The organism is Paracoccus bogoriensis (genome assembly GCF_019431455.1).
In the GTDB taxonomy this organism is placed as follows: Bacteria; Pseudomonadota; Alphaproteobacteria; order Rhodobacterales; family Rhodobacteraceae; genus Paracoccus; species Paracoccus bogoriensis.
Window position 1 is genome coordinate 26868 of sequence record NZ_JAHYSR010000021.1, and the last position, 20918, is coordinate 47785.

Genomic DNA, 20918 nt, shown 5'->3' on the forward strand with positions numbered 1-20918 from the left:
CGTCTGCGTCAGGGGTGGGGGCGCGCTTGGAGAGATGAGGGCGCGCGCCCCCTTCAGGCGTCTTGGTGCGCCTATTTCGGATAGCCCGCTCGGGTCATCTCGCGCGCGGTCAGGGCCTGGGCATTGGCCAGCGCCTGCTCTGCCGTGGCCTGTCCGGCCAAGGCGGCGGCGAATTGCTGGCCGACCGCCGTGCCGATCCCCTGGAATTCGGGAATGGCGACGAACTGCACGCCGGTATAGGGCACCGGATCGACCGTCGGGTTGGTCGGATCGGCGGCGTTGATGCTGTCCAGCGTCATCCGCGCAAACGGAACCGAGGCATATTCCGGATTGTCGTAAAGCGACTGACGGGTGCCCGGCGGCACGTTGGCCCAGCCCTCGCGCTCGGCGACCAGCGCGGTATATTCCTTCGAGGTCGCCCAGGCCACGAATTGCTTGGCGGCCTCGACCTTCTGGCTGCCCGCCGGAATGCCAAGCGACCAGGCCCAAAGCCAGTTGCTGCGCTTGCCCAGCCCGTTATCGGGCGCCAGCGCAAAGCCCACGCTGTCGGCGACGGTCGAATCGGCGGGGTTCGTCACGAAGCTGGCCGCAACCGTGGCGTCGATCCACATGCCGCACTTGCCCTGCTGGAACAGGGCGAGGTTCTCGTTGAAGCCGTTATTCGCCGCGCCCGGAGGGCCGTATTCCGTCAGCAGCATCAGGTAATCGTCCAGCGTCGCGCGCCATTCGGGGCTGTCGAACTGGGGGGTCCATTCCTCGTCGAACCAGCGCGCGCCATAGCTGTTGGCCATCGCGGTGATAAAGGCCATGTTCTCGCCCCAGCCCGCCTTGCCGCGCAGGCAGATGCCATAGACCTCGGCATCGCGGTCGGTCATCGCGGCAGCGGCTTGCTTGATGAAGTCCCAGCTGGGCGCGTCGGGCATCTCAAGCCCCGCAGCCTCCATCAGGTCGCGGCGATACATGACCATCGAGCTTTCGCCGTAGAAGGGCGCGGCGTAAAGCTCGCCATCCACCGTCAGGCCGTCCCGGATCGCGGGCAGCAGGTCGTCGGCATCCCATTCTTCGGGCAGGTCGTTCAAAGAGATCAGCCAGCCCTGCGCCCCCCAGATCGGAACCTCGTAGGTGCCGATGGTCATCACGTCATACTGCCCGCCGCGCGTGGCAATATCGGTGGTGACGCGCTGGCGCAGGACGTTTTCCTCCAGCGTGACCCATTCGACGGTGATGCCGGGGTGCTTTTCGGTGAAATCCGAGGTCAGCGCCTGCATCCGGATCATGTCGCCATTGTTCACCGTGGCCACGGTCAGCGTCACATTCTCCTGCGCGGCGGCGCCGCTGGCCGCGCATAGCGCCGTCGCGCCCAGAAGGGCGCGGAATGTCGTCTTCATGCTATCCTCCCTCTCCGATGGGCATTTGCCCTTTTGGTGGGCAAATATTCATCAGGCGCGCGCGACTTGTCAACGCCCTCTTTCGGCGCCATGCAGAAGATGCCGTGTCAGGCCGGGTCTGACAGAAGCTGCTCGGCCGTGGCTTCAGAGGTGATGAGGCCGTTGACCAGCCTTCCCCGCAGGGCCGCGCGGATCGCGGCCAGCTTGGCCTGACCGGATGCCATGGCCCAGACCGGGCGCTCGGGCGCGCTCGGCAGCGGGGCCGAGGCAACGCGCCGGTTATAGGCGCAATCCAGCAATTGCCCCTGGCTGTCATAGACCCAGGACGTGATCTCGCCCACCGCACCCGCGCGGGTCAGCGCCTCAAGCTCGGCCGATGACAGGAAGCCGTCCACATGCAGCGGCGCGCTCGAATCCATCTGCCCCACGCCGACCAGCGACAGATCGGCCTTTTCGCACAGCATGATCGTGTTGCGCGCACCGGGCTGGGCCTGCATCGCGGCCAGTGACTGCGGATCGGGGGCCAGAACCGGCAGCGGATAGGGGTAATGCGGCGCCCCGATCCGGTCGGCCAGACGGATCGTCGCATTATAGGCGGTGGCCGAGCCGTCCTCCATCATGTTGCCAAGGCGCGAGACGACGACATGCTGCGGGCAGGACATGCGGGGCACCTGCTCGACCATGGCGCGCAGGTTGCGCCCTGTGCCAAGGCTGATGACCCGGCGCTCGGGCAATTTCAGCACACGCTCCAGCAGGGCGGCGGCGGCGATGGCAAGGCCGGTCAGCAGGTTCGGCGCCTCGGGATCCGAGGGCACGACCTCGCATCCCTGAAGCTCGAACCGGTCGATCAACCTTGCGGCCAGATCCATGCAGCGACCGATGGGATGATCCAGCCGCACCTTGATCAGCCGTTCGGCCATGGCCATGGCGACCAGCCGCTGCGCGCTCTGGCGGCTGACGCCCAGCTTGCGCGCGATCTCGTCCTGGGTGTTGCCCGCGACGTAATACAACCAGCCCGCACGCGCGGCATCGTCCAGGCGCGCGGCTTCGGGCGTGAATCTGGTCGGTGGCTGGGTCATGGCGCCTCCAACTGCGCGAGGATGGTATCAAGGGCCGTCCAGTCGCTGAAGCTGCAAATGCCTTCAGGCGGCGCGACCCCGGCCAGATGGGCGCCGCCGCCGTAATGCAGCACCGCCATGCCGGCGGCGCGCGCGGCTTGCAACCCGGGAGGGCTGTCCTCGATCACCAGCACACGGTCGGGACTGGCCTGCATCCGTGCGGCCGCATGAAGAAACAGGTCCGGAGCCGGCTTGCCCCGCGCCACTTCCGAGGCCGTAAAGACATGCGCGCCAAAAGCGTCGCTCAGCCCCAGGACCGCAAGCGTGCGCGCCACACGCGGCGGGCTGGACGAGGTCGCCACACAGAAGCGCCGCCCGAGCCCGGCCAGCATCGCCGAAAAGCCCGGCGTCTCCTTCAGATCGGTCTCGAAGCGTTCAAGCAGGCGCGCGCGGTAGCTGGATTCGAAATCGTCGGGCAAGGGATGGCCCGACCGGGCGCGGATGCCGGCAGCCACCGTCGGGAAACTGCGCCCCAGAAAATCACGGCGCACATCCTCAAGCGTCATGGCGATGCCCAGATCGGCCAATTGCGCGATCAGCACTTGGGCCGACAGGATTTCGCTGTCGGCAATGACGCCGTCGCAATCGAAGATGATCAGGTCAAACCGCATGGCGAAGATCCGGCACCCCTGCCCTGCCTCGCATGTCACGGTGCCTCGATCCGCAATCCGCGCAGGGATGGGTCCAGCCTGCGACCGGCCGTTTCCAGTCGCGTCAGCAGATGCGTGCGCAGATAGGTGGCGTGAAAGCGCGAGGGCGCAGCAAGGGTCAGGATGCCCTCGGCCTGCTCGATCTCGATGAGGGGTGCGAACCAGGCACCATAGATCACCGGATCTTCGGCATTCAGAATCATGCGCATACGGCCCCACAATCCCGGTTCGGTGGCGGGGACGCTCCGGCGGAACGGAACGACATTTGCGTCCGCTGAGGGAATGGCGTTGCCCTCGCCGCCGCGCTCGGCCATCCGGGCGACGTAATCCTCGCCGATATTCGGCCAGGCTGGCCGCGTATCCAGCAGGATCCGCTCAAGATCAATGCCCAGAACCGACACCCTGCCCCGCGCGCCCTGTCGCTTGACCCTGATCCAGCCCATCGCGCGCAACTGTGCCATCTCGCGCTTGACGGTGCGTTCATCCACACACCAGAGCCGCGCTATCTCGCGCTGCCCCATGCATAATTCGTCGCGCTGCCAGTTGTATCGGGTCGTGATCAGAGCCATCAGGCGCAGCACCAGCCGCTGCGCAACCGCGCCTTGAGCAAAGGCATGGGCCATCAGCGCCGACAGGATGTCGTATTTTTTCGCCGCGGCGTCACGCCCGACGGGTTTGATGACCTGCATCTCTGCTCCTGCCCGCTGGCCGGGTGATCCCCTGGCCGGTTAGTGCTGCGGCGATCTGCGCTGTGTGACCAAACGTCTTTCATCGCTCGTCGCCCATTAGCGTCCTGAAACACGATTCTGTCAAGCGGATTGGCGAGACGAGCGCGTTGGCGGCGGCAAATACCAAAGAAGCCCGGTATCAATGGTATTGGGTGACGGGCATGATGTCCCGCAATCCTTGTGAAATGGCCCCTTGTGCGGGCGTGCCTGCCGATCTTGTCCCCCATTCGGGCGCTTGTGCCGTGCCGCCTGATCCGGACAGCGCGCGGGGCGATTCGCGCAGCAATGGCTGGGAAACCTGTCATCCGCATTTGATGTAACAACGCTTTTGCCAAAAGCGCAAATAAGTCGTAAAAGGAAAGCCGGCAGTAATTTGCGTCCTCTGAATACAGGCAAATCATGTTTACCCATCAAGACCTCTCGCGACTGCAGGCTCAGTCGCTGAAGATGCAGGGCTGGATCCGGCGGCAGACCTTCAGCCCGTCGAACGAAAAGACCCTGCGGCGCTTTTCGAGCTGGGAGGTGGCCGAACTCATCTTCCGGATGAATCAGTCCACCTTTCGCGGCAAGCTGGCCGCTGATCCGAATCTTCCCCTCGGGGAAGTCGAGGAGGATGGCCGTCAGCGTTGGTTCAGCCTGGAAGAGGTGAATGAATTGCGCCGCCGCATCCGTGTGAACAGGAAGTCGCTGATGCCGCCCCGCCCCGAGGGCAAGCGCGCCTTCCGGGCGGCGATCGCCAATTTCAAGGGCGGCGCCGGCAAAAGCACGGTGGCGCTGCACTTCGCCCATGCGGCCGCGCTGGATGGCTATCGGGTGTTGGTCGTCGATTTCGACCCCCAGGCCACCTTGTCCCACGCGATGGGTCTGACCGATGTCGGCGAAGATCACACCGTCTGGGGCATCATGGCGCGCGACCTGGAGCGCGAAACCGACCGGATGAACGCCGCCAGCGCCGGCGCCGAGTCCGGGACCGCCCTGCCCCAGCGCAAGCTGCCTGCCTCGATCAGGGATATGGGTCTCGGGTCGTTGCGTGCGGCAGATTTCATCAAGCCCACGGCCTGGGCAACGATCGACATCGTGCCCAGCTGCGCCAATGCGGCCTTTGTCGAATTCGCCAGTGCGCAGTATCGGCATCTGAACCCGGAATGGACCTTCTTCGGCGCGGTGTCCCGTTTTCTCGATTCGCTTGCGGATGACGCATATGATCTGATCCTGTTCGACTGCCCCCCGGCCATCGGATACCAGTCGATGAACGCCGTCTTTGCGGCTGACATGCTTTATATCCCCTCGGGCCCCGGCTATTGGGAATACGATTCGACGACCAGTTTCATCGGCCAACTGGCCGAGGCGCTTGAGGATCTGTCCCATGGGTTCGAGAACTTCCCCACGGGGAAGATCGCGCTGCCGAAGGTCTTTGCGGATATCCGGTTCCTGATGACGCGCTACGAGCCCTCCAACGAATTGCACCAGGCGATGTTCGGCGCGTTTCGGCAGGTCTTCGGCGACCGCGTGGCCCGGTATCCGATCGAACTGACCCGAGCGGTCGAACAGTCGGGGCGTTTTCTCAGTTCGATCTACGAGATCGACTACAGAGAGATGACCCGGGGGACGTGGCGTCGCGCGCGTGCCACCTTCGATCAGGCCTACGAGGAATTTCGAGGTCACGTTCTCAACGCATGGATCGGGCAGGAGGGGCAATCATGAGCCGCAAGCGTCGCATGTTCGATATCGACCTGCCGCAGGATGATGCGGCAGACTTCCCCGCGGGGAAGGGCGACGTCTCGGCGCGCGCCGGACAGCGCCGAGGGCCGATGGCTGCAGCGATCTCGGAAACGGTGGAATCGGTGCGTGACCGGGCCGAGATCGAGGCCAGGATCCGCGCCGAGAACGATGCGCTTGCCCAAGAGCATGTCCGGCTGAAGCGGGCAGGGCTGATTACGGACATGATCCCGCTGGATGCGATCGACACACAGAAGTTGATCCGCGACCGCCGACCGATCGCGGATTTCGAACTGGCCGAACTTGTCGCGTCAATCCGCGAAATCGGCCTGTCAAATCCGATCCGTGTCGAGCCAACCGAAGATGGCCGCTACGAGCTGATTCAGGGCTGGCGGCGGCTGTCGGCTTACCGGCAGTTGCTGGAGGAAACCGGAGACGCCGAGGCTTGGGGCCGGATTCCGGCGGGGATCGCGGCACGCGGGGATGCGCTGGAAAATCTCTATCGCCGGATGGTGGATGAGAACATGGTCCGAAAGGATGTCTCGTTCGCAGAGATGGCGCAGCTTGCGCTGCATTATGCGATGGACCCGCTGACGTCGGAGAACGATCCCGAAAAAGCGGTCGCGATCCTGTTCAAGTCGGCGGGCTATCAGAAGCGAAGCTATATCCGCAACTTCATTCCGCTGGTCGAAAGGCTGGGCGAGACCTTGATGTATCCGCAGGAAATCCCGCGGTCGCTCGGTCTGGCCCTTGCGCAGCGCCTGGAGGACGTGCCCGGCATTGTCGCTGCCATCAAGTCCGAACTGCGAGATTGGGATACGCGCTCGGTCACGGACGAATTGGCGGTCTTGCGGCGCTATGCGGGGCAGGGGGGGGATATGCCCAAGGGTGTCGCGCCCCGGAAGGCCGGCCCGGAACCGCGTGAAGCCGTCAAGGCCAAGACCAGCTTTCAGCTGCAAAGGGCACAGGGAACCGCAAGATGCATCGCCGCCGACGGGCGTCTGGAGATCCGCCTGGCGCGCGATTTTTCGACCATCGACCGGCGCAAGCTGGAAGCCGCAGTCGCTGCGATGCTCGACCAGATCGAGTGATCCTTCCCCGCGGGGAAGCCCCGGCGGCCGATCCGCCGGGGCAGAGATATGTGCCGACGCAATCGTCCTCTGGCTGATCCTCTGACGTTCAGGCAAAAATAATCGTTCTATAACAATAAGTTAATAATGTTCCGTCCTCGTGGTGGGTCGGCCGGCAACCTGGGCAGCCCGCTGCAATCCCCAGGATCGCCGGCGCAATCGCGAATTCGGGGTCTTGCAACAGGCAGGCCGGTCCTTGCGGTTGTCCCGCTGCGCGCGATAGGCCAGAAGCGGTCCGAATGATTGACGGAGACGCCGATGGATATGCCGGATCGCTTTTGCGGCGCCTCTCTGGCGCAGGCGCTGGATGTCGCCGCGCCGGGCTTCATCGTGACCGTCTATGGCGATGTCGTCGTGCCGCGCGGCGAAGTCCTGTGGATGGGAAGCCTGATCGAGATCTGCGCCCGGCTTGGCATCAGCGAGAACCTGGCCCGCACGGCAGTCTCGCGGCTGGTCGCCTCGGGGCGGTTGCAGGGCGAAAGGCAAGGGCGGCGCAGCTTCTATCGGCTGGCCCCCACGGCGCGAGCGGAATTCGCGGCCGCCACGCGGCGGCTTTATGATCGGACGGCACGGCCTCGGGGGTGGATGTTGCTGGCGGTCGATGACGTGCCCGATCCGATCCGGCGGCGGTTTCACATGGCGGCGGCAGGGGGCTCGTGCTGGCTGGCGCCGGATTGGGGCACCATGCCTCCGGGAGCGCGACTGATCCTGCGCGTTCCCGATGACGCGCCCGAGGCGATGCCGGGCCTGGCCGATTTCTGGGATCTGGCCGGACTGGCGGCGCGTTACGAGGCATTCCTGGCGCAATTCGCGCAGGTGGCGGACGGGCTGGCAGGCCGCGACGTGACGGCGGCCGAGGCGCTGACGCTGCGGCTGCTGCTGGTCCATGCCTACCGGGGCGCGGTGTTGCGCGATCCCTTCCTGCCCGAGGCGCTCTTGCCTGGGAACTGGTCAGGCCGCGCCGCGCGGCGTCTGTTCCGCGACCTTTATCTGAGGCTGACGCCCATCGCCGGACCCGCCATCGCCGCGCTAGAGGGGATGGCAGGCCATCTTGCCGCAGAGACCGAGGAAAGTCTTATTCGGATCAATATGTTGCGCTGATACGTCCCCCGCCCTCAGGCAACCGCGCCTTGAAACATTACGACATTCCTCCAAATTTGCTTTGACATGTAATGTTTCCGGTGTATCACTGACCGTGCGGTCGATGAATAATCGCCGCCGGGGGACGAATCGGAGGAATACTGGAATGCAAGACGCCTTCATCTGCGACGCTGTGCGCACGCCCATCGGGCGCTATGGGGGGGCCTTGGCCTCGATCCGGGCGGACGATCTGGCCGCGCTGCCGCTGCGCGCGCTGATGGAGCGCAATCCCGGCGTCGATTGGTCGGCGGTGGACGACCTGATCTATGGCTGCGCCAATCAGGCGGGCGAGGATAATCGCAATGTGGGTCGCATGGCCGTGCTGCTGGCGGGGATGCCGGTCGCTGTTCCGGGCACGACCGTGAACCGTCTGTGCGGGTCGGGAATGGACGCGGTCGGCATGGCCGCGCGCGCAATCAAGGCGGGCGAATGCGATTTCGTCATCGCGGGCGGGGTCGAGAGCATGACCCGCGCGCCCTTCGTGATGCCCAAGGCCGAAAGCGCCTTTTCCCGCGCCAATGCGGTCTATGACACGACGATCGGCTGGCGCTTTCCCAATCCGGCGCTGAAGAAGGTTTACGGCACCCATTCCATGCCGGAAACTGCCGATAACGTGGCTGCCGATTACGGCATCAGCCGCGCCGATCAGGACGCCTTTGCGGCCCGCAGCCAGGCCCGTTGGGCCGCTGCGCAAGAGGCCGGGATCTTCGCGCAGGAAATCGTGCCTGTTCATGTGCCGCAGAAAAAGGGCGATCCGGTCATTTTCGACACGGACGAACACCCGCGCCCCGGCACCACGGTCGAACAGCTGGCGCGCCTGAAAGGGGTGAACGGCCCCGATCTGACGGTGACGGCCGGGAATGCCTCGGGGGTGAATGACGGCGCGGCGGCGCTGGCGATCCTGTCCGAACAGGGCGCCCGCGCGCAGGGCCTGACGCCCAAGGCGCGGATCGTCGCCATGGCCGCCGCGGGCGTCGAACCGCGCGTGATGGGGGTGGGCCCCGCGCCGGCCGTGCGCAAGGTTCTGGCGCGCGCGGGCCTGACGCTGGACCAGATGGATGTGGTGGAATTGAACGAAGCCTTTGCCGCGCAGGCGCTGGCCGTTCTGCGCGATCTGGGCCTGCCGGATGATGCGCCTCATGTGAACCCTCATGGCGGCGCCATCGCCCTGGGTCATCCGCTTGGCATGTCGGGCGCCCGGCTTGTCACCACCGCCATGTATCACCTGCACCGCACCGGCGGGCGCTATGCGCTTTGCACCATGTGCATCGGCGTTGGTCAGGGAATCGCCATCATCATCGAACGGGTCTGAAGGGAACGCACGTCATGTATGCTCAGCTTGTCAAATCCGAAGGCGTCAAGTCGCGCGACGAGATGTCCCCCGAAGAGATCGCCTTTCAGGAGCGCATCGACCGGGGCGAGAAGATCGAGCCCAAGGAATGGATGCCCGAGGGCTATCGCAAGACGCTGATCCGCCAGATCGGCCAGCACGCCCATTCCGAGATCGTAGGCCAGCTGCCCGAAGGCAACTGGATCACCCGCGCCCCCACACTGGAACGCAAGGCGATCCTGCTGGCCAAGGTGCAGGACGAGGCCGGGCATGGCCTCTATCTCTATTCCGCGGCCGAAACGCTTGGCGTCAGCCGCGACGAGCTGCTGGAGCGGCTGCATAGCGGCAAGATGAAATATTCGTCGATCTTCAACTATCCCACCCTGACCTGGGCCGATATCGGTGCGGTGGGCTGGCTGGTCGATGGCGCGGCGATCATGAATCAGGTGCCGCTGCAGCGCACAAGCTATGGCCCCTACAGCCGGGCCATGATCCGCATCTGCAAGGAGGAATCGTTCCACCAGCGGCAGGGCTACGACATCATGATGAAGATGTGTGCAGGCACGCCCGAGCAGAAGGCCATGGCCCAGGATGCGCTGAACCGGTTCTGGTATCCCGCGCTGATGATGTTCGGCCCGTCCGACAAGGATTCGGTCCATTCCGCGCAATCCATGGCGTGGAAGATCAAGATGAATACCAATGACGAACTGCGGCAGAAATTCGTCGATCAGACTGTCCCGCAGGCCGAATATCTGGGCCTGACCATCCCCGACGAGAACCTGAAATGGAACGAGGAGAAGGGCGGCTATGACTTCAGCGAACCAGACTGGTCCGAGTTCTTCGCCGTCATCGCCGGCAACGGCCCCTGCAATGCCGAACGGCTTGGCGCCCGCGTCAAGGCCTGGGAGGATGGCGCATGGTTCCGCGAGGGCCTGATGGCCCATGCCGAAAAGGCCCGCAGCCGGCGCATCGCTGCCGAATAGACGCCGAACAGAGACGGGCGCGCGCCGCCGCTCTTTGCCAGATCACCGGGAGGAACCCATGTCCAGCGAATGGCCCCTTTGGGAAGTTTTCATCCGCGGCCAGCACGGCCTGAACCATCGTCATGTCGGCAGCCTGCACGCGCCTGACGCCGAAATCGCGATCCGCCACGCCCGCGATGTCTATACGCGCCGCAACGAGGGCGTCTCGATCTGGGTCGTGCCGTCGAATGCGATCACGGCCTCGAGCCCGTCGGACAAGGGCCCGCTGTTCGAGCCGTCGAATGCCAAGGTCTATCGTCACCCGACCTTTTTCGACATCCCCGAAGAAGTGGGGCATATGTGATGCCGTCGCTGCCTGACGTGATGACGCCCGAAATCGAAAAGCTCGCCGCCGCGCAGGCGGGGCAGGGGGCTTCCGCGCCACAGGACCAGACCCGCGACGCGCTGTTCGAATGGCTGCTGCGGACGGGCGACAACGCGCTGATCCTGGGCCACCGCGTGTCGGAATGGTGCGGCCACGCCCCCGCGCTGGAGGAAGATATCGCCCTGGCCAATCAGGCGCTGGACCTGATCGGGCAATGCCAGCTTTGGCTGGGCCTGGCCGGAGAGGTCGAGGGCAGGGGGCGCAGCGCCGACAACCTGGCCTATCTGCGCGATGCCGGCGCCTTCCGGAACCTGCTGCTGGTCGAACGTCCGAACGGCGATTTCGGCCATACGCTGATGCGGCAATTCCTGTTCGACGCCTTCCATATAGAATTGCTGGATGCCGCCGCTGCCTCGCCTGATGCGCGCATCGCCGAGATTGCCGCCAAGGCGAAAAAGGAAGTGGCCTATCATCTGGAACGCTCGGCCGATCTGGTGATCCGGCTTGGCGACGGCACCGCCGAAAGCCATGACCGGATGCAAAAGGCGCTGGACGCGCTGTGGTCCTATACGGGCGAGATGTTCCACGACGACGCCCATGACCGCGCGCTGGCCGAGGCGGGGGTGATCGCTCTGCCGTCCAGCCTGCGCGCCGCGTGGGACCGGACCGTGGGGCAGGTCATGGCCGAGGCGACGCTGCGCCTGCCCGGCGATGTCTGGCAGCACGGCCTGACCGGTGCGGGGGGCGGCAAGCGCGGCGTTCACAGCGAGCATCTGGGCTATATCCTGGCCGAGATGCAGTTCCTCCAGCGCGCCTATCCGGGCGCGACCTGGTAACGCCATGCAGGTGCTGCCCGATACCGCACAGGTCTGGGATTGGCTGGCCCAGGTGCCGGACCCCGAGATCCCGGTCATCTCGCTGACCGATCTGGGCATCATCCGCGATGTGGCCTGGCAGGGGGACACGCTGGTCGTCACGGTCACGCCCACCTATTCGGGCTGTCCGGCCACCGCGGTCATCAATCTCGACATCGAGACCGCCCTGCGCGCCCGCGGCATCGAGAAGCTGGAGCTGAGACGCCAGCTTTCGCCGCCCTGGACGACCGACTGGATCACGCCCGAGGGCCGCGAAAAGCTGCGCGCCTATGGCATCGCGCCTCCCATCGACGGGACGGCGGCGGATGGGCGGCTGGCGGGGCGCATCTCGCGTCTGGCGGGCAGGTCCAATCTGGCGATTGCCTGTCCGCGCTGCGGATCGAACGCGACGGAAAAGGTCAGCCAGTTCGGCTCGACCCCCTGCAAGGCCAGCTACCGCTGCACCGACTGCCTGGAACCTTTCGACTATTTCAAATGCATCTGAGGAACGCACCCGATGGCACGCTTCCACCCCCTGACAGTGACCGAGGTGCGGCGCGAAACGCGTGACGCCGTGGTCGTGACGCTGGAGCCCCGCCCCGAGGACCGCGCGCTGTTCAGCTTCACCCAAGGCCAGTATCTGACCTTTCGCCGCGATTTCGACGGCGAGGAACTGCGTCGCAGCTATTCGATCTGTGCGGGCCTGGACGAGGGCTGCCTGCGGGTCGGCATCAAGCGTGTCGAGGGCGGCGCCTTCTCGACCTGGGCCAACGAGTGCCTTGCGCCTGGCGACCAGATCGAGGCCATGCCGCCGATGGGCCGCTTCTTTACCCCGCTGGATGCCGAAACCGCGCGGCATTATCTGGGCTTTGCCGGCGGGTCGGGCATCACGCCGCTTCTGTCGATCATCAAGACCGTCCTGGCGCGCGAGCCCCGGTCGCGATTCACGCTGGTCTATGCCAACCGCCAGATCAGCACGATCATGTTCCGCGAAGAGCTGGAGGATCTGAAGAACCTCTATCTGGGCCGCCTGTCGGTCATCCATGTCCTGGAACAGGAAGGACAGGAGATCGACCTGTTCACCGGACGCATCGACGCCGAGAAGATGGCGCATCTGTTCCGCGTCTGGATCGACCCGAAATCCGTGGACACGGCCTTCATCTGCGGTCCCGAGCCGATGATGCTGACCATCGCGGCCTCGCTGCGTGAGCACGGGCTGAGCGACGAGCAGATCAAGTTCGAGCTGTTCGCCAGCAGTCAGCCAGGCCGCGCCAAGGCCCGTGCGGTCTCTGCCAGGGCCATTCCCGAAGGCGAGGCCGTGCAGGCCAGCATCACGCTGGACGGCACGACGCGCGCGCTGAGCCTGCCGCGTTCGGGCCAGACGATCCTGGACGCGGCTCTGGCCGCCGACATGGACGCGCCCTATTCCTGCAAGGCGGGCGTCTGTTCCACCTGCCGCTGCAAGGTGCTGGAGGGCGAGGTCGAGATGGCCGTCAATCACGCGCTGGAGGATTACGAGGTCCGCGCGGGCTATGTCCTGTCCTGCCAGGCCTTCCCCGTCAGCCAAAAGGTGGTGGTCAGCTATGACGAGTGACGCGATGCAGGTCCAGGATTACCTGGCCCAAGGGGGCGTGCTGACCGCGCCGGGCAATGTGCCCGCGCGCTATCGGGGCGAATTGCTGCGGCTGATGGGATCCTTCGTGGACAGCCAGCTTGCGGCCTCGGCCGGATTTGCGGGCGCGATCAACTGGGCGCCCGGCATCAAGGAACGCATCGCCGCCAGCCGGATCACGCTGGAAAAGGCCGATCACGCCGAACGTGTGCTGGCCGTCATGGGCGATTTCGGCACCGACACCGCCCGCTATCAGCGCCAGCATGACTGGGCCGCGCGCGTGGCCCGCGACGCCGATCTGGGGCCCGCGCGCCAGTCGGGCGACATGCGGCTGTCGGTCTTTCACTATCCGCTGTCCGGCTGGACCGATGCGGTGGTGATGAACGTGCTGCAGGGTCTGGCGACGGGTGTGCAGATGACGGAACTGACCCGCATCTCCTATGCCCCGCTGGCCGAGACCTTCCGCGAGATCGCCCCGCGTGAGGCGCGTCATGCCGCGCTTGGCCTTGAAGGTCTGGCGCGTCTGGCCGGGACCGACCCAGAGGGCGCGCGCGCCAGCATCGCCTATTGGACGCCGCGCGTGGCGGCGGGCTTTGGCCTGTCGGGCTCGGCGCGCTTTGCGACGCTGGCGCAGATGGGCCTGCGGCGGCGCGACAATGACACGCTGCGGGCTGAATGGCAGGCGCTGCTGGGCGAAAAACTGGCCGAATGCGGCCTGTAAGACGATACGGAAAAAAGGACAGGACCATGAGCATGACAGCCCCCCGCCGCCTGGAAAGTCTGATCGGTGGCCGCTGGGTCCGGGGCGACCGCGAGGGTCAGCCCCTTCTGGATGCGGCGACCGGCGAACTGGTGGCTTATATCGACGCGACGGGTCTGGACATGGCCCATGCGCTGGATTGGGGCCGCCGCACGGGCGGGCCTGCCCTGCGCGCCATGTCGTTTCACGAGCGCGCCGCGATGCTCAAGGCGCTTGGCCTGGCGCTGATGGCGCGCAAGGAAGAGTTCTACACCGAAAGCTACCGCACCGGGGCGACCCGCGCCGATGGCTGGGTGGATATCGAAGGGGGTATCGGCACCATGCTCACCCTCGCCTCGAAGGGGCGGCGCGAATTGCCCAATACGCGCGTTCTGACCGATGGCGATGTCGAGCCGCTATCCAGGGATCACAGCTTTTCGGCCCAGCACATCCTGACGCCGTTGCAGGGTGTGGCGGTGCATATCAACGCCTATAACTTCCCGGTCTGGGGGATGCTGGAAAAGATCGCGCCCGCGCTGCTGGCCGGGATGCCCTGCATCGTCAAGCCCGCATCCCAGACCGCCTATCTGACCGAAACGGTCGTCCGCGCGATCCACGAGACCGGCATCCTGCCCCAGGGTGCGCTGCAACTGATCTGCGGATCGGTGGGCGACCTGCTGGATCATGTGACGGGTCAGGATGTCGTGACCTTCACCGGCTCGGCCTGGACGGGGCGCAAGCTGCGGACGCACAAGGCGATTGTCGAGAATTCGACCCGCTTCACGATGGAGGCGGACAGCCTGAACGCCTCGATCCTGGGGCCGGATGCGGGGCCGGGGACGCCCGAATTCGACCTGTTCGTGCGCGAGGTCGCGCGCGAGATGACGACGAAGGCCGGGCAGAAATGCACCGCAATCCGCCGCGTGATGGTGCCCGCTGCCCATATCGACGCCGTGCAGGACGCGCTGGTCGCGCGGCTGGCCGGCGCGACCCTTGGCCTGCCCGCCGCCGAGAGCACGCGGATGGGGCCGCTTGCCAGCCGCGATCAGCGCGACGAGGTCCGCGCCCGCATCCGCGAATTGCAGGCGGTTGCGCGCATCGTGGCGGGCGACCCCGATGCCGTGCCCGCAGGCCTGGAGGCCGGAGCCTATCTGGCGCCCGTCCTGCTGCGCACCGACGATCCGCTGAACGCATCGGCGGTCCATGATTGCGAGGCTTTCGGTCCCGTCGCCACGCTGATGCCCTATGAGGGCACGGAACAGGCGGTCGCGCTGGCCGCGATGGGCAAGGGGTCGCTGGTCTCGTCGCTGTTCACCAATGATCCGACAGTCGCGCAAGAGGTCGTGCTGGGCCTTGCCCCTCATCACGGGCGGGTGCTGATCGGAAACCGCGTCTCGGCCAAATCCTCGACCGGGCATGGCTCGCCGCTGGCGGCGCTGGTCCATGGCGGACCGGGCCGCGCGGGCGGGGGCGAGGAACTGGGCGGGATGCGCGCAGTCAAGCACTACATGCAGCGCACGGCGGTTCAGGGGGCGCCCACGCTGCTATCGGCCGTGACCGGGCGCTGGTCCGAAGGGGCCGAGGCGCGGTCGGACATCCATCCTTTCCGCAAGTCGCTGGCCGAATTGCGCATCGGCGATCAGATCGTGACGGCCGCGCGCGCGGTCACGCAGGAGGATGTCGAGCATTTCGCGCATTTCACCGGCGACACGTTCTACGCCCATATGGACAGCCAGGCCGCCCGCGCGAACCCGTTCTTTGACGACCGCGTGGCGCATGGCTATCTGATCGCGTCCTTCGCGGCGGGGCTGTTCGTCGATCCGGCGCCGGGTCCGGTTCTGGCAAATTACGGCGTGGACAACCTGCGCTTTCTCGCGCCGGTCTATTTCGGCGACACGCTTCAGGTCCGGCTGACCTGCAAGGAGATCAACCCCCGCGCCAATGCCGAATATGGCGAGGTGCGGTGGGATTGTCAGGTGACGAAGCAGGACGGCACCGTGGCCGCGCAATATGACGTTCTGACCATGGTCGCCAAGACCTGGGGCCAGCGCGCGCAGGCGGCCGAATGAAACTCCGGTCGCGGACGGAATGCGACGGAAGGGTGGAGCGGGGCCTCAGCGCACCGCCTTGATCCCTTCCAGAATCAGGGTGGTGGCCATGTCGGCATAATCCTCGCGCGAGATGGGGCCGCCATCCTTGAACCACATATAGACCCAGTTCATCATGCCGAAGAGCGACATCGTAACCGGCATCAGAAGCGGCCTTTCGCGGTTGTTCAGGCCCGGATTGATCTGGTCCAGCACCTGCGAAAAGCGCCGCACGATGGCGCGTTCCAAGGCGGTGATCGCGGCCTTCTGATCGTGCGACAGCGCGGCGGTGGCGTTCAACTGGACCTTGTGTTGATTATCCGCGCCCCGGTAATTTTCCAGCACCGCGCCGACCAGGCGGCGCAGACGCTGATCGGGGGGCAGGGCAGGGTCGTCCGCCGCGTCGATCGCGGCTTCCAGTTCTTCCAGATGGGTGGTGATGATCGCGAAGATCAGCGCATCCTTGCCGGGATAATAATGATAAAGCAGCGCCTTCGAGACCTGCGCCCGGGCCGCGACCTGCGCCATCGAGGCCTTTTCCATGCCCTGTTCGGCAAAGACCTCGGCGGCTTTGTCGAGAATGACGCGTTGCTTTTCTTCGAAATCCTGTGCGCGTGTTCGGGCCATGACGGTCAGCGTCCTCAAGGATCGTCGCAGAAGAAAGGGGGCGTTCGGCCCCCTTTGCGGATTTAGCCTGTGGCCGGGGCGGTGTCACCCGCCCCGGTTGCCCGCGGTTCAGACCTTGGGCCGGTTGTCCAGAACGCGCCTGGCCTTGCCTTCGGAACGGGCAATCGCATTCGGGTCGCGAACCTCGATCCGGGTCGAGACGCCGACCACCGACTTGATGTGATGGGCCAGTTCCTTGGCGGAGGTGGCGCGGGCATCCTGGGTCGCCATGTCCGGGTTGCATTCGACATGGACGATCATGCTGTCCATGCGACCCGTGCGTGTCAGTTCGATCTGGAAATGGGGGGCGAGGCCCTGGCATTTCAGGATCTGCTCTTCGATCTGGGTCGGAAAGACGTTGACGCCGCGCAGGATGATCATGTCGTCGCTGCGGCCGGTGATCTTCTCGATCCGGCGCATGGACCGCGCGGTGCCGGGCAGCAGCCGCGTCAGATCGCGCGTGCGATAGCGCACCATGGGCAGACCTTCCTTGGTCAGCGTGGTCAGGACCAGCTCGCCCATCTGGCCGTCGGGCAGCACCTCGCCCGTCACCGGGTCGATGATCTCGGGGTAGAAGTGGTCTTCCCAGAGATGCAGCCCGTCCTTCGTCTCGACGCATTCCTGCGCGACGCCCGGTCCCATCACCTCGGACAGGCCGTAGATGTCCACGGCCTGCATGTTGAAGGCCTGCTCGATTTCCTCGCGCATGGCGTTGGTCCAGGGTTCGGCGCCGAAGATGCCGACCTCGAGGCTGCTTTCGCGCGGGTCCAGGCCCTGGCGGCGGAACTCGTCCAGGATCGACAGCATGTAGCTGGGCGTGACCATGATGATCCGAGGCTTGAAATCGTCGATCAGCGTGACCTGACGTTCGGTCATCCCGCCCGAGATCGGCACGACCGTGCAGCCAAGCCGCTCGGCGCCGTAATGCGCGCCAAGACCGCCCGTGAACAGCCCGTAGCCATAGGCATTGTGCAGGATGTCGCCCGGACGCCCGCCTGCCGCCCGGATCGAGCGTGCGACCAGGTTCGCCCAGTGCTCGATATCGGCGGCCGTGTAGCCCACGACGGTCGGCTTGCCGGTCGTCCCCGATGATCCGTGGATGCGCACCAGCTTTTCGCGCGGGACGGCGAACATGCCAAAGGGGTAGGTGTCGCGCAGATCCTGTTTCACCGTAAAGGGGAACCTGGCGATGTCGTCCAGCGCCTTCAGATCCTCGGGATGGACGCCATGCGCGTCAAAGCGCGCGCGGTAGAAATCCGAGTTCTCGTAGCAGTGTTTCAGCGACCGCTTCATGCGGTGGAATTGCAGCGCCTCGATCTCATCGCGCGAGGCGATCTCGATCGGGTCGAGGCTGTCTTTCGGCGGTGTCAGGTTCTTCACGATATCCTCCCTGGAGAATGGCGCGCGGGGCATCAATCGCCCAGCAGGCGGCCCTTGACGGTGCGGGAATGTCCGCGGAATTCGGCGATATGGGTGCCGTTCTGATTGGTCACGGTCACGTCATACAGCCCGCTGCGGGTCTGGCGGGCGCGCTCGGTCGCGGTGGCGGTCAGCCGGTCGCCTGCGAAGGCCGGGGCCAGATAGGTGATCGCGGCCTGTTGTCCCACCGTGCGCTGATCATGCGTGTTGCAGGCGAATGCGAAGGCGCTGTCCGCCAGCGCGAAGATGTAGCCGCCATGCGCGGTGCCGTGGCCGTTCACCATCGCGGGCGTGATCTCCATGCTCAGGACCGCCGCACCGGGGGCGACGCTCTCCAGCACCATGCCAAGGCGCTGCGAGGCCAGATCCTCGGCCCACATGGCATCGGCACAGGCGCGCGCCCTGTCTTGATCGCTCATCTCATTGCCCCCGGAACACGGCTGGACGCTTTTCAAGGAAGGCGGTCACGCCCTCGGCGTAATCGCGGCTGCGGCCGGCCTCGCGCTGGCAGTCGCGTTCCATGTCGAGCTGGTCATCAAGGCTGTTCGTGGCCGCCGCCTGGATCAGACGCTTGGTCAGGCCCAGGCCGCGCGTGGGGCCCGCGGCCAGCGACAGGGCCAGTGCGCGGGCCTGATCCATCAGCGCGTCATCGGCGACCGCCTGCCAGATCAGCCCCCAATCGGCGGCCTGCTGGGCGCTGACGGGTTGGGCGGTCAGGGCCAGCGCCTTGGCGCGCGGCTCTCCCAGGATGCGGGTCAGGGACCAGCTGCCGCCGGCATCGGGGACCAGCCCGATCTTGGCGAAGGCCTGGATGAAACGCGCCGATTGCGCCGCCAGCACGATGTCGCAGGCCAGCGCGATATTCGCGCCTGCGCCTGCGGCCACACCATTCACCGCGCAGATCACCGGCTTTTCCAGGCTGCGAATCAGCCGCAGGGTCGGGTTGTAGAACGTCTCCAGCGTGGCGCCCAGATCGGGGGCCGGGCCGCCCTTGCGCGGATCGCGGTCGCCCAGATCCTGACCCGCCGAGAAGCCGCGCCCCGCGCCCGTCAGCAGAACCGCCCGCACCTCTGCATCGTCATGCGCGCGTTGGAAGCCCGCGCGCAGGGCCAGGTGCATGTCCTCGTTGAACGCGTTCAGCTTGTCGGGCCGGTTCAGGGTCAGCGTCAGCACGCCATCGGCCAGATCGACCAGAACAGTGTTGGTCATGTGATTCCCCCTCTGGACCGGGATTTCGGCGCAATATCCGAAAAGGTTCCCGGCTTTCCGAAAAAACTTGTTGCATAGACCGACCGGTCGGTCAATGATAATCGCATGTCGAGAGGACGGCCGCTTCGGGCCGCGACAGGAGGGGGATGATGACCGGTTTCTTCGATCGCCACGAGGCGCTTTTGCTGGATGCGCTGAACGCGCTTGCCAACCGTGGCTATTGGGCGCCGTTTCAGGAGATTCCCAGTGAAAAGCATTATGGCGAAGGGTCGCGCGCAGCCGGAGAATCTGCGTTCCAGGCGCTGAAGGGCCAGCCCTTCGACCTGCCGGGCCACCCCGAATCGCACCGCGTGGGGGCCGAGGAATCGCCCTTTGGCGGGGCGCTTGGCGTGACCTACCCGACCGCCGATCCCGCCGCCCTGATCGCAGCTTCTTGCGCTGCCGGTCCCGCCCTGGCCGCGGCCAGCCCCAAGGCGCGTGTGGGCACCCTGATCGAGGCATTGGTGCGGCTGAACGCGCAATCCTTCCTGATCGCCCATGCGACTCAGCACACGACGGGGCAGGGCTTTGCGATGGCCTTCCAGGCGGGTGGTCCCCACGCGCAGGACCGCGCGCTGGAGGCCGTGGCCCTGGCCTGGCAGGAAATGACCCGCTTTCCCGACCGCGCCATCTGGGAGAAACCGCAGGGCAAGGCCGCGGCCCTGCGGCTGGAAAAGCATTGGACGCTGGTGCCTCTGGGCGTGGCGCTGACCATCGGCTGCAACACCTTTCCGACCTGGAACGGCTATCCTGGCATCTTCGCCAGCCTGGCGACCGGCAACCCGGTCATCGTCAAGCCGCATCCGCGCGCGATCCTGCCCTTGGCGATCTCGGTCCGCATCCTGCGCGAGGTCTTTGCCGAGGCCGGTCTGCCCGCCGATGCGATCCTGCTGGCCGCCGATGCCCCGCAAGCGCCGATCACGCAGGCGCTGGCCACCGATCCGGCGGTGCGGATCATCGACTATACGGGCGGTCAGGCCTTCGGCGGCTGGCTGCGCGAGAATGCGCGTCAGGCGCGTCTGTTCACCGAAGAGGCGGGCGTGAACACCGTCACCATCCTTGGGGCCCCGGATTTCACGGGGATGTGCGACAACCTCGCCTTTTCGCTGGCCCTCTATTCGGGGCAGATGTGCACCTCGCCTCAGACCATCCTGGTCCCCGAAGGCGGGATCGAGACGGATCAGGGTGCCATGACGCCCGATCAGGTTGCGCAAGGCATCTCGGAGGCGCTGGACCGGCTGCTGGCCGATCCGGCCCGTGCCGAGGGCGTCCTGGGCGCCATCGCCAATCCCGCGACCCGCGCCCGGCTGGAGGATGCCCGCGCCAAGGGCCGCGCCATCCGTGACGGCCTGCCGCTGCTGCTGGCCGATGCGGGCACGCTGGCCGAAAGCGAATGTTTCGGCCCCATTGCCTTTGTCATCCGGACCAGGGATGCCGATGCCGCCATCGCGCAGGCGACGCGGCTGGCGCGCGAGAAGGGCGCGATCACCGCCGCGCTTTACGACACAGACGAGGACCGCATCGCGCGGGCCATCCCGGCCTATGCGGCGGCGGGCGTGAACCTGTCGATCAATCTGACAGGCACCATCTTCGTCAATCAATCCGCCGCCTTCAGTGACTTCCACGTCACCGGCGCGAACCCGGCGGGCAATGCCTGCCTGACCGACCCTGCCTTTGTCGCACCGCGCTTTGCCCGCGCGATGTGGCGCCGCCAGATCACCTGACACCATCTTCGGGAGGAGA

20 protein-coding genes are annotated in these 20918 nt (G+C 65.8%); 12 read left to right on the plus strand and 8 right to left on the minus strand.

Annotated elements, in window-relative coordinates:
• Window positions 1-71 precede the first annotated feature (71 nt).
• The 4 genes from KY389_RS11060 to KY389_RS11075 form a co-directional block, all read right to left on the minus strand.
• Window positions 72-1388, minus strand: coding sequence for an ABC transporter substrate-binding protein (locus tag KY389_RS11060; RefSeq protein WP_219831016.1), 1317 nt, complete (start codon window positions 1386-1388; stop codon window positions 72-74).
• A gap of 107 nt (window positions 1389-1495) precedes the next feature.
• Entirely contained in the window at window positions 1496-2467 is a 972-nt protein-coding gene (locus tag KY389_RS11065) for a sugar-binding transcriptional regulator (RefSeq protein WP_219831017.1), read from the minus strand.
• Entirely contained in the window at window positions 2464-3117 is a 654-nt protein-coding gene (locus KY389_RS11070; RefSeq protein ID WP_219831018.1) for an HAD family hydrolase, read from the minus strand. The genes KY389_RS11065 and KY389_RS11070 overlap by 4 nt, the downstream gene beginning before the upstream one ends.
• Before the next feature lie 35 nt (window positions 3118-3152).
• On the minus strand, window positions 3153-3845 hold the full coding sequence (locus KY389_RS11075; protein ID WP_219831019.1) for a hypothetical protein: 693 nt from the start codon (window positions 3843-3845) through the stop codon (window positions 3153-3155).
• Between the two features lie 438 nt (window positions 3846-4283).
• Between KY389_RS11075 and KY389_RS11080 the strand changes: the two genes are divergently transcribed.
• From KY389_RS11080 to paaZ, 11 genes are all read left to right on the plus strand, one after another.
• A complete protein-coding gene (locus KY389_RS11080; RefSeq protein ID WP_219831020.1) occupies window positions 4284-5588 on the plus strand; it encodes an AAA family ATPase in 1305 nt (434 codons plus the stop codon).
• Window positions 5585-6694, plus strand: coding sequence for a ParB/RepB/Spo0J family partition protein (locus KY389_RS11085; RefSeq protein WP_219831021.1), 1110 nt, complete (start codon window positions 5585-5587; stop codon window positions 6692-6694). Before KY389_RS11080 ends, KY389_RS11085 begins: the two co-directional genes overlap by 4 nt.
• A 297-nt stretch (window positions 6695-6991) precedes the next feature.
• Window positions 6992-7834, plus strand: coding sequence for a PaaX family transcriptional regulator C-terminal domain-containing protein (locus tag KY389_RS11090; protein ID WP_246588080.1), 843 nt, complete (start codon window positions 6992-6994; stop codon window positions 7832-7834).
• Between the two features lie 145 nt (window positions 7835-7979).
• Window positions 7980-9185, plus strand: coding sequence for a 3-oxoadipyl-CoA thiolase (gene pcaF, locus KY389_RS11095; RefSeq protein ID WP_219831022.1), 1206 nt, complete (start codon window positions 7980-7982; stop codon window positions 9183-9185).
• A gap of 14 nt (window positions 9186-9199) precedes the next feature.
• Window positions 9200-10186: a 1,2-phenylacetyl-CoA epoxidase subunit PaaA gene (gene paaA, locus KY389_RS11100; RefSeq protein ID WP_219831023.1), complete on the plus strand. Its 987-nt coding sequence runs from the start codon at window positions 9200-9202 to the stop codon at window positions 10184-10186.
• Window positions 10187-10244: 58 nt separating this feature from the next.
• A complete protein-coding gene (paaB, locus tag KY389_RS11105; RefSeq protein WP_219831024.1) occupies window positions 10245-10529 on the plus strand; it encodes a 1,2-phenylacetyl-CoA epoxidase subunit PaaB in 285 nt (94 codons plus the stop codon).
• Window positions 10529-11386 (plus strand): 1,2-phenylacetyl-CoA epoxidase subunit PaaC, encoded by an 858-nt coding sequence (gene paaC / locus KY389_RS11110; RefSeq protein ID WP_219831025.1) that lies wholly within the window; start codon window positions 10529-10531, stop codon window positions 11384-11386. The genes paaB and paaC overlap by 1 nt, the downstream gene beginning before the upstream one ends.
• A gap of 4 nt (window positions 11387-11390) precedes the next feature.
• Window positions 11391-11909, plus strand: coding sequence for a 1,2-phenylacetyl-CoA epoxidase subunit PaaD (gene paaD / locus KY389_RS11115; RefSeq protein ID WP_219831026.1), 519 nt, complete (start codon window positions 11391-11393; stop codon window positions 11907-11909).
• A 12-nt stretch (window positions 11910-11921) separates the two neighbouring features.
• Window positions 11922-12998, plus strand: a complete 1077-nt coding sequence (paaE, locus tag KY389_RS11120) for a 1,2-phenylacetyl-CoA epoxidase subunit PaaE (RefSeq protein WP_219831027.1) — start codon at window positions 11922-11924, stop codon at window positions 12996-12998.
• On the plus strand, window positions 12988-13737 hold the full coding sequence (locus KY389_RS11125) for a Phenylacetic acid catabolic protein (RefSeq protein WP_219831028.1): 750 nt from the start codon (window positions 12988-12990) through the stop codon (window positions 13735-13737). Before paaE ends, KY389_RS11125 begins: the two co-directional genes overlap by 11 nt.
• A gap of 32 nt (window positions 13738-13769) precedes the next feature.
• A complete protein-coding gene (gene paaZ / locus KY389_RS11130; RefSeq protein WP_219831051.1) occupies window positions 13770-15824 on the plus strand; it encodes a phenylacetic acid degradation bifunctional protein PaaZ in 2055 nt (684 codons plus the stop codon).
• A 45-nt stretch (window positions 15825-15869) separates the two neighbouring features.
• Here the strand turns inward: paaZ and KY389_RS11135 are convergent, their stop codons facing one another.
• From KY389_RS11135 to paaG, 4 genes are all read right to left on the minus strand, one after another.
• Complete coding sequence (locus KY389_RS11135; RefSeq protein ID WP_219831029.1) at window positions 15870-16469, minus strand: TetR/AcrR family transcriptional regulator; 600 nt, start codon at window positions 16467-16469, stop codon at window positions 15870-15872.
• A gap of 108 nt (window positions 16470-16577) precedes the next feature.
• A complete protein-coding gene (gene paaK, locus KY389_RS11140) occupies window positions 16578-17888 on the minus strand; it encodes a phenylacetate--CoA ligase PaaK (protein WP_219831030.1) in 1311 nt (436 codons plus the stop codon).
• 32 nt (window positions 17889-17920) lie between these two features.
• Entirely contained in the window at window positions 17921-18346 is a 426-nt protein-coding gene (gene paaI, locus KY389_RS11145) for a hydroxyphenylacetyl-CoA thioesterase PaaI (RefSeq protein WP_219831031.1), read from the minus strand.
• A gap of 1 nt (window position 18347) precedes the next feature.
• Entirely contained in the window at window positions 18348-19136 is a 789-nt protein-coding gene (paaG, locus tag KY389_RS11150; protein WP_219831032.1) for a 2-(1,2-epoxy-1,2-dihydrophenyl)acetyl-CoA isomerase PaaG, read from the minus strand.
• Window positions 19137-19285: 149 nt separating this feature from the next.
• Between paaG and paaN the strand changes: the two genes are divergently transcribed.
• On the plus strand, window positions 19286-20899 hold the full coding sequence (gene paaN / locus KY389_RS11155; RefSeq protein WP_219831033.1) for a phenylacetic acid degradation protein PaaN: 1614 nt from the start codon (window positions 19286-19288) through the stop codon (window positions 20897-20899).
• Window positions 20900-20918: the final 19 nt, after the last annotated feature.